At 58.9% G+C, this 8,429-nt stretch carries 11 protein-coding genes; 4 read left to right on the top strand and 7 right to left on the bottom strand.

Annotation, left to right across the window (positions count from 1 at the left end):
- Positions 1-291 precede the first annotated feature (291 nt).
- From ybiA to EPB08_RS20895, 4 genes are all read left to right on the top strand, one after another.
- Positions 292-858, top strand: a complete 567-nt coding sequence (gene ybiA / locus EPB08_RS20910) for a riboflavin biosynthesis intermediates N-glycosidase (protein WP_130621065.1) — start codon at positions 292-294, stop codon at positions 856-858.
- Between the two features lies 1 nt (position 859).
- Positions 860-1,318 (top strand): hypothetical protein, encoded by a 459-nt coding sequence (locus EPB08_RS20905; protein ID WP_205746439.1) that lies wholly within the window; start codon positions 860-862, stop codon positions 1,316-1,318.
- Positions 1,319-1,466: 148 nt separating this feature from the next.
- The gene (locus EPB08_RS20900; protein ID WP_130621063.1) at positions 1,467-1,784 is read left to right on the top strand and encodes an EthD family reductase; all 318 of its coding nucleotides are present in this window, start codon (positions 1,467-1,469) and stop codon (positions 1,782-1,784) included.
- Positions 1,785-1,906: 122 nt separating this feature from the next.
- Complete coding sequence (locus EPB08_RS20895) at positions 1,907-2,332, top strand: hypothetical protein (protein ID WP_130621062.1); 426 nt, start codon at positions 1,907-1,909, stop codon at positions 2,330-2,332.
- 207 nt (positions 2,333-2,539) lie between these two features.
- On the opposite strand, the gene EPB08_RS20890 is transcribed toward EPB08_RS20895, so the two are convergent.
- The 7 genes from EPB08_RS20890 to EPB08_RS20855 form a co-directional block, all read right to left on the bottom strand.
- Positions 2,540-2,842: a HigA family addiction module antitoxin gene (locus EPB08_RS20890; protein ID WP_205746438.1), complete on the bottom strand. Its 303-nt coding sequence runs from the start codon at positions 2,840-2,842 to the stop codon at positions 2,540-2,542.
- Between the two features lie 140 nt (positions 2,843-2,982).
- A complete protein-coding gene (locus tag EPB08_RS20885; RefSeq protein ID WP_130621061.1) occupies positions 2,983-3,327 on the bottom strand; it encodes a hypothetical protein in 345 nt (114 codons plus the stop codon).
- A gap of 251 nt (positions 3,328-3,578) precedes the next feature.
- On the bottom strand, positions 3,579-4,067 hold the full coding sequence (locus EPB08_RS20880) for a hypothetical protein (RefSeq protein ID WP_130621060.1): 489 nt from the start codon (positions 4,065-4,067) through the stop codon (positions 3,579-3,581).
- Between the two features lie 180 nt (positions 4,068-4,247).
- On the bottom strand, positions 4,248-4,685 hold the full coding sequence (locus EPB08_RS20875; RefSeq protein WP_130621059.1) for an acetyltransferase: 438 nt from the start codon (positions 4,683-4,685) through the stop codon (positions 4,248-4,250).
- Between the two features lie 100 nt (positions 4,686-4,785).
- Positions 4,786-5,946, bottom strand: coding sequence for an IS30 family transposase (locus EPB08_RS20870; protein WP_130621058.1), 1,161 nt, complete (start codon positions 5,944-5,946; stop codon positions 4,786-4,788).
- 505 nt (positions 5,947-6,451) lie between these two features.
- On the bottom strand, positions 6,452-7,321 hold the full coding sequence (locus tag EPB08_RS20865) for an energy transducer TonB (protein ID WP_130621057.1): 870 nt from the start codon (positions 7,319-7,321) through the stop codon (positions 6,452-6,454).
- A 433-nt stretch (positions 7,322-7,754) separates the two neighbouring features.
- The coding region (locus EPB08_RS20855; protein WP_205746437.1) for a hypothetical protein at positions 7,755-8,429 on the bottom strand (675 nt) is incomplete at its 5' end.

Genomic DNA, 8,429 nt, shown 5'->3' with positions numbered 1-8,429 from the left:
GTTTGGCGATGTCGATCCCAATGCGCGTAAGCTTCATGAGTGGACTCCTCCTCACTGTGACTGGTTGTCTCGCAACTCCAGTCTGGCACTCTTAGATGCCGAGGGTGGGGAGGAGTCCATCCCATTGCTTCCGACTGCGGATTCAACCGGTCGTTGCAACACCCATAGACTGCGACAGCAGGAGGTGTGTTGCAACGACCGGTTGAATCCGCAACCCACAGCAGACACAACTGATCGGCTCAGAAGCAGTTTCCCGAGCATAAGCTCTCAAATCGAACGGAACACCTGCGCATGCCCATCAACTCGTTCGACCTGGGCTGGCTATTGAACGAAATTCAATTGGGCGTTCAGCCCAAATATGTCTTTTTCTGGGGGCATACGGGATCAAACACCGGCGTCATCGGTAAGCAATGCTTTTCGCAGTGGTACCCGGCTAGCTTCTGCGTCGACGGTCAAGTGTTCCAAACTGCGGAGCACTTCATGATGGCCCGTAAAGCGCAGCTCTTCGGTGATGTTGAGATTTACGAACGAATTCTCGTTGCCCGTACCCCGGGCGAAGCAAAGCACCTTGGGCGTGAAGTGCGAGGCTTTGAAGAGAAGCGCTGGAAGGATTGCTGTTTCCAGGTCGTTATTCAGGGCAATTTGGCCAAGTTTGAACAGAACCCAGCTCTGCGTGATTTCCTGCTAAGCACTCGGAACAGGGTGTTGGTGGAAGCAAGTCCGGTAGATCGTGTCTGGGGCATCGGCCTAAGTAGTGACGATCCGCACGCCTCCGATCCCCGGCTGTGGGAAGGACCAAATCTTCTTGGTTTTGCACTTATGGAAGTCCGTCGAAAGCTGGACGAGGCCAGGCCGTGATATGTCGCTTTCAACCCATGGCGGACATAGCAAAGCGGCCGCATCATTTCTCAAAGGGGAGAGGGCGATGCGAATTTTGTTGTTGATTGGCCTGATCGCTACATGCCAAGGCGCAATCGCAAACGACTTGTCTTTGAAGTCTGCCAAGGACCGCGCGGATTGCGAGGAGTCGAAGCTTTCGGCAGCGAATAGCGACGCGTTACTTGCTTCCCAGACGGCCATCCTGGACAAGGTCCTGTCGACATGTCCTGTCTCCGTCGACGTGGTGCCACCTCCCTTTACCGTCGTGCTCGAGCTCGACGCCCATGGCTCTGTAACTAGAACGTGGCGTAGTGATGAAACAGCCTTCGTGAAGTGCTTCGATTCAATTGCGAAGAGAAGCCAGCTGTTTGTGCCGCCACATGCTCCGTTCTACACGTCATTTGAGATTGACTTACGGGCGAAGCCATCCGATGGCTAACTAAGCCGAACTACACGTCAACCAATGACCGGCTGAAGTCGCAGCCCATAGCGGGCAGGGCGGACGCCAGTCGAAATGAAGACGAAAGGCAGCGGCCCATCAGAATGGTGGCCGCCACGCCATGCCAACCAAATGCCAGGGAGTTGAGATGATTCGCGTCGTCGGGTTCTATCGCTGGAAAGAAGGTGCATCTTTCGATCACGATTACTACCGCCTCGAGCACATGAAGCTGACGAGGCAGGTGCTCGAGCCTCATGGTCTGGTGCGCCTGGAGAGTGATCGGTACCTCTCGGCCAGGCCGCCGGAGGATGGAGACATTGTCGCGGCCTCCAACGCCTACTTCTCAACGCTCGAGGTCGCTCAGCAAGCCATGGCCGCTACAGGGGCACTCCTGATGGCAGACGTGCCCAACTATACAAATCTCAAGCCAGAGCTTGGGCTATGCATGGTTACAACGCATGAGTGAGCGGTCGCTCGTGTCCATGGAGCTCTGGCGATGGCTGTGGTTTCATCTGCGCAGCGTCCGCTATCCACCCAGGGTGGCCCTCCAGTTGGCGGGATTGCCTGACTTCAATCAGTAGGGGCCACATGATCATTTCTGACTTGCTCGCGGACGCAAACAAAGCAGGCGATGCTTCGGGGACATTTCGTGTCCTTATCGCGACACGGATCGTTGACGATGCCGAGATGGAGCCTGGGCAGGTGCAAGTCAGCGATGCGGGACTTCCGCAAGTCGACCTGTCCGGCGGCGAAGTGGACATCCTCCCCACGAGTTACATGGAGCCGCGGGGGCCATGCCTGACGATCGCGAACTTCCGCCAGCTGGTTGCAGAACAGCCAGAAGTGGCGGGCTTCACTGTTACGGGCGTGACGGGTTTCAAACGTCTAGCCGACGGTGGCAATGCGCAGCTCACGGAACAGGCGCTCGGCACCTACGTGCCGTCTGACCAGGGCGAGATCTGGTTGCTTCTCCATCCGAAAAGCCAATGGCCGGCTGACTGGCTTGGCGGTTGACGATTCATCCGCGAACCCGCGTGCTGATCCGCCAAGGAACGGTTCTGCCCGATAGCGGACGTTCGACCGGGCGAGGCTGAGTCGCCGCTGCCAATGTGCGCTTGCGATCGCGGAATCTGGCTCACTGTAGCCACGAGTAGAGCTTGAGGCGTGGCACAGTCTTGATCGCCGCCTTGTCTGCAGACGGTCGTTGACCGGGCGCCACGCCTAGCGATCGCCGGAGGCCCGCAGAGCCTCGCGGGCCAGGTCGTAGCGGGCCTGCAGCACCAGCCAGTAGAGCGGGGAGGTGTCCAGGACCAGGGCTAGCCGTATCGCATGCCGCGGAGTCATGGGCCGGGCGTCGGTGAGGAACTCCCTGAGATGAGGAGCCCGGATACCTGTACGGCGGGCGAGCTGCTGATGATTCATCGTTGCCGGGAGCAGGTAGTCGAGCAGCAGCACTTCGCCGGGGGAGCGCAGGTGCAGTGAAGCATCCACGTCCATGCGTGGTGAAAGTTGGATCAGTTCCATGGGTGTCCCTTCCTTGTCAGGCACGACTGCAGAACAGGCGGGCGCTTGCAGCCCTCCGTGTCGGTGCATGCCTAGTGACTATGTCAGTGATCGCCAGGGTGCGGCGCAGCGCCGGGTGGGCCGATGCGCCGCCAAGGCGATCATCGAACGCGTGGCGTGTTCACTCGTGAGTCGTGACCGAGCAGGCTGGCGTACTGCTGGAGGCAGTGGATGGCGGTGCCCAGGCTGGCCGTGAGGGCCACGGGAAGCGGCCATTCCAGCGGTCTGCCGGGGAATCCGCGTGCCTGCGCCTTGCGGCATTGCTCGCTGTCATAACGCAGGCGCGTGAGCGAGAGCACCGCCAGGGCGATGTCTCCGCGCGTGCTGTGACGCGGGGAATCGGGCCACGTCACGCGCACGCGGGACAGGTCGTCAGAGGGAGGAGGCAGGGTGCTGGCAGGGGGGACGAACGGGCGAATGCGTCCCGTATGATCGTGGGTAGCCATGATCAACTCTCGTTTAGTTGGTGATGGTTAGCGGGTCGTGGGTGTTTCCGGCACTCACGGCTCGCGCCTCATGACTTCGTCGTCATGGTCATTCGCGAGGCTCTGCGAAAAGACAGCGCGAATGACGGCCTGACCCGAACAAGCAGGTAGCGCATCGTCTGTCAGGTTTGGGTGAGATGGATGTCCGTCTGGCTGAGAGAGCTTGCCAGCGTTGTGCTGATGCAATGTCAGCTATGGGCCGGAAGCGGACCTTACCGAACTTTCGAAAGCCCGCGCACTGTCTTGAGCGAGTTCGCAGCGTCCCTGGCGACCGCCGAGTTCCCACAATTGTCGATGTAGTCCATCGGAAGGCGTTCTTGTCCAGCCATTTCAACCGCCGAGGCATGACTTACAAACAAGAGATAGGTGTTCCCGGTATCCATCCAAAACCTTGCCGAAGTGTTTTCCGACAGAAGCTGGATCGCCCGTAGCGGTGTCCCCTTGAAAGTCTCCAACACCTGCACTGTGTAGATCGTCCACGCATAACCCTCCGGATCGTCCGGCTCCGAGATATGGCGTTCAGCGGTAACACGACCGGTGATAACGGACGTTGCCTCTTTGAACTCGCCAGCAACCGTCGGGTGTCGGTAGACGGCAGTCGGTCCCTCACCTGATTCCCAGCAAGTGGCGTAGGAAGCTGGCGATGCCGTGACCATTGCCAATGCAAGGCCGGGCAGGGCAAATCGGATAAATTGGTTCACTGCGTCCCCTTTAAGGCCGTTGGCCGAGCTGCCGGCAGTCTCACATGTGAAAGGTCTGCTGTGGGTCGGCAGCGGACGCCAGCACTGCCAGCAGTCCTGCCGCGCCGCCAATGTGCGCTATCGTCCAGAAGCGGGCGTTCTTGGCTTCTGGCGACATCCGCCTTGGGAGCCCACGTCCAGCTAGCCTTGATAACGCAGATGGATAAGAGGGTAGGGTCGTCCCTGTGAATCCATCTTCGACCGCCCCGTTTCGACGAATCCCATACGTTGATAGAAGCCAACCGCCTGGGAGTTCTGCAAATTGACGTCGGTGCTCAACTCCCCATGCAGCGACAGCCCATGCTGCAGCAGTTGGCGGCCGATGCCGATGCCGCGGACATCTGGATCGATGAACAGCGCCTCCAAATGTGTCCCATCGATCAGCATGAACCCACGGGGATTGTCGTTTTCATCGACAGCAACTGTCACTGGCGCATGGGGCAGAAACCCGCACACTTCGGCATCAATGGCCTTTCGGTCTTCGGCACTTAGAAAATGATGGGTGGCATCCACAGAACGACGCCAAAGGTCGACTAGAGCGACGCCATCTTCAGGGCGCGATGGGCGAAGTGTGTACATAAAAACTTTCAGGGCAGCTCAGATCTGTGTGAAGTATACCTACATCCATAAAACGCCCTCCCGTGTAGAAGGCGTCGAATGTCCGCTTCGGAGCGCGGATTCAACCGGTCGTTGCAACCGTTTGATGAAATCGCTCGGCCGGCGTCTCGAAGTTTAAGGTCTTTCTTGGACGTCCGTTCAACTCCCGTGCGACGGCGTTGAGCTTGGCTTGCGAGTGCACTGACAAGTCGGTGCCCTTGGGAAAGTACTGTCGCAGCAAGCCGTTGGTGTTCTCGTTGGAGCCGCGCTGCCACGGATGGTGTGGGTCGCAGAAGTAGACTTGGATATCAGTCGCCAGCGTGAAGCGCTTGTGGTCGGCCATTTCGCTGCCGCGGTCCCACGTCAGCGAGCGATACAGTTCCTTGGGCAAGGTGCGCGCGTGCTTGATCAACGCATCGATGACGGTCGCGGTGTCCTTGCGGGCGACGGGGATCGGCATGGCGAAGCGCGAATGCCGTTCGACGAGAGTGATGATCTGGCTGTTGCCGCTGCCGCAGAGCAGATCACCCTCCCAATGACCGGGCACAGCCCGGTCCTCGACGCTGGCCGGTCGCTCACTGATGGATACCATGTCGCGGAGCTGGCCATGGTTGGCTGTCTTTTGGGTGTGCTGGCGCGATCGGCGCATCGTGCGGGTGCGCCGCAGATGGGCCAATAGTTCTTTCTTCAGGACTCCACGGGCCTGGACGTAGAGGCTGCGGTAGATGGTCTCGTGTGACACCTGCTGGTCCTCGTTGCCCGGATAGGTGTGCTTGAGCCACCCGGCGATCTGCTCTGGCGCCCACCGCCCACATAGCTTCTCCGCCACACGGGCTGCGAGCCGCCGGTGCTTGGCCAGCTTGCAGACCTTGGGACGACGAGCGCGATCCCAGGCTTGCTGGTCGGCCTGATTGGCACGGTAATCGTCCCGACCACCGCTGCGCCGTATCTCGCGGCTGATGGTCGATGGTGCTCGCTCCAGTTGCAAGGCAATGGCCCGGATCGACCGGCCCAGCGCCAGGGCGCGGGAGATCTCTTCGCGCTCGGCAAGCGTCAACGCGCGCTCGGCACGGTGACGGGCTATCGGTCGGATGCCGCCGGTCTCGGCGAGGATCCGACGCACCGACGAATGATGCCGATCGAACAGGGCGGCGATCTCGTGCAGCGAGTCGCCATGCTGCCAGCGGTCCCACATCAGCGCCTTGTGGGTGTCTGTGTAATGGATCCGGGGTCGTTGGGCCATTGGCAACACACCTCCTGCTGTCGCAGTCTATGGGTGTTGCAACGACCGGTTGAATCCGCAGTCGAAAGCAGACCTTAGCAGCCCGGCCCGTCATATCGGCATCACGAGGCCCAGACGATAAGTACACGTATACCCACCGCCAATGGACAAAGAACCAGCAGCAGAAGACCTGTGCGGCGATAGCGGCTCCTAATGCAAAACGCTATGCATGTGATTGCAGCGATGATCGCAACAGGGGCGAACGCGGGCAAGAATAGGTCTGTGTTAGAAATGGGGCCGCATGTACGACCGATCTGGCGAACACCTTCACAACGTACGCCAACTGCGTAGGGAAGCATGATGTAAACAAAACATGCCGCGGCGAGAGCCAGCGCAACGTTGGCAAATGTGAGTAGTCGAAACAGCATATGCCTCCCAAAAGCCTGTTTTAAGGTCCGCCGCCATGTCCGTTGCGGGTCGAAAGCGGACTGATTTCGGGTTGCGTCAGCCGTCGAAAAATCGCGAGTCAGGCACCGCCGACCGGCGTAACGAGTTGGAGTCTCGGGTCGCCCGATCGCAATCCATCTCCAGGCATTGCATCCGGCGCCTCATTGGCCAGCGCTTTGCCAATCCACGACGGCGTCTGGCGCGGTCCCGGAATATAGGCTTCCCACTGGCCGTATTGCTTCGCCGGAGGTACTCCCTGCTCTGCATAATAGAAACTCACAGGAATGCGTACGACCCAATACGGATTGTCTACATCAGCCCCCTTCGTCGGAGGGTTGAAGGTCCAATGGCGCGCAGCGAAGATCGACGAGTCGGCCAGCTGCTTGCGATAACGGTTCATGTCCGCTTCGCGACCGAACTGGTCTAGGTTCACCTGCTCTGCAATCGCTTCCTGCACCGTCCCGTCGCGACCGATGCGCGTCAGCACGTACACGGTGCCGGTCACCCGCGCATTGAGCACCACCCTGGGAAATCGCGGAATGAACGAGCGATCCTTGTAGGAGGGCTGATCGTTCCGATTACCCGGTTTACCGAATGACGCGCCTTCGGCAACCACCCTGAATTTGCCATCACCCACAGGCTTGGCCACCACCCGAAGGCTGACCTCAGTCTTCACCACCTCGTTGATGGGCTCGGACAGCTTGAACGTCCAAGACGACACAGTCTTGCTCACCACGTCGACCACAACCGGCGGCAACTTCTCCGGCCGGTCCAGCGTGTAGTCATGGAGCGAACCGTCGGGGTTCACTTCGATGGTGCCGGTGACCAACATGCTGCCTTCTACCGTATTGCGCACATCCGTAGCCGTTGCGGCGCCGTCGGCAGCCGCTACATTTGCCACACAGGCCAGTAACCATCCGCTTATCCAGACGGCAAATACGCGATTCATATCCCCCCCCTTTGAGCAGACCCGCACATTGCTGCTATGTCCGCTCCGGGTCGAAGGCGGACCTATTTAAGATTACGCAAAAAGGTGTTCGCGCCAAGCCAGGAGTGTGCCAACTACCTCGGCGTCTTTACTCGGGTTAGACCCCATTCCCATGTGCTCCGTGCTCAGCCAAAGCAAGTAGTCGGCAACATCCTTTCCGTCAGCAGTGCCTTTGAGAAGCTGAAATACCTGAGGGACGTAGCTTTCATACTCGTCCCGGGCTTGTGGGACGCCAGCAACGCCGATTGGATCCCACACGTAGTGAAGGACTTCGTCGATTCTGCGAAGAAGCTCTTTGTCTTGTGGCAACAGATCCAATGTCTCGTCCCCGATCAAGCTTTTGGTGAGGCCCGCTTTGGGTCGGAAGCGGACATTTGAAAGCTAACGCCATCCTCTAAGGTTTCGGATAAGTGGTGAGCACTAAGCCCTCCGACAGTCTCAATTTGGATCGATGTAACGGATCAACGAAATGCGTTGTATCGCACCAGACGTGGTCACTGGCTGCGAAGGACAGCCCGAGAACGACATAGTGAGCGTCTCCTCCGTACTGCCAAATGTTGCCCTCAAGCTGGGTTCCTTTTTGCTCGCCAAAGAAGCTGCGGCTCTCATCTTTGAGATCGAATTTCAGCACCGTGTCCGGCGGATGTGACTGCATCTCGCTGCGTGGCACAGAGCAGAAGTCGAATTCCTTCTCGTAGATCTTTTTCCCGTCCAGTGAGACTTCAATTTCCATCATTTTCGGTTGGGAACAATTGGCGAACCAACGCAAAAGGACCGCGTCCGGCGACTGAGGCTCAATACCCACTGCTGCACGAGCTGACGGCACGGGTACCCACAGGCTCACGGCAAATGCAGCCATCAATAGAACGCCTCGCTTCACACAACCCCCTTCAATGTGCTGATGTCTCAAAGCTGCACGGTTCCAGCGTCCGCTTCGGATCGAAAGCAATGGGATGGACTCCTCCCCACCCTCGGCATCTAAGAGTGCCAGACTGGAGTTGCGAGACAACCAGTCACAGTGAGGAGGAGTCCACTCATGAAGCTTACGCGCATTGGGATCGACATCGCC

Source organism: Dyella amyloliquefaciens, from assembly GCF_004296575.1.
Classification (GTDB): Bacteria; Pseudomonadota; Gammaproteobacteria; order Xanthomonadales; family Rhodanobacteraceae; genus Dyella; species Dyella amyloliquefaciens.
Note: the sequence above shows the minus strand (reverse complement) of the source record. Positions and strands in the feature narration are given on the sequence as shown.

Excerpts from the sequence above, each read along its gene's own strand:
- EPB08_RS20875 (WP_130621059.1), bottom strand. The coding sequence starts at position 4,685 with ATGTACACACTTCGCCCATCGCGCCCTGAAGATGGCGTCGCTCTAGTC.
- ybiA (WP_130621065.1), top strand. The coding sequence starts at position 292 with ATGCCCATCAACTCGTTCGACCTGGGCTGGCTATTGAACGAAATTCAA.
- EPB08_RS20890 (WP_205746438.1), bottom strand. The coding sequence starts at position 2,842 with ATGGAACTGATCCAACTTTCACCACGCATGGACGTGGATGCTTCACTG.
- EPB08_RS20905 (WP_205746439.1), top strand. The coding sequence starts at position 860 with ATGTCGCTTTCAACCCATGGCGGACATAGCAAAGCGGCCGCATCATTT.
- EPB08_RS20865 (WP_130621057.1), bottom strand. The coding sequence starts at position 7,321 with ATGAATCGCGTATTTGCCGTCTGGATAAGCGGATGGTTACTGGCCTGT.
- EPB08_RS20895 (WP_130621062.1), top strand. The coding sequence starts at position 1,907 with ATGATCATTTCTGACTTGCTCGCGGACGCAAACAAAGCAGGCGATGCT.
- EPB08_RS20885 (WP_130621061.1), bottom strand. The coding sequence starts at position 3,327 with ATGGCTACCCACGATCATACGGGACGCATTCGCCCGTTCGTCCCCCCT.
- EPB08_RS20900 (WP_130621063.1), top strand. The coding sequence starts at position 1,467 with ATGATTCGCGTCGTCGGGTTCTATCGCTGGAAAGAAGGTGCATCTTTC.
- EPB08_RS20870 (WP_130621058.1), bottom strand. The coding sequence starts at position 5,946 with ATGGCCCAACGACCCCGGATCCATTACACAGACACCCACAAGGCGCTG.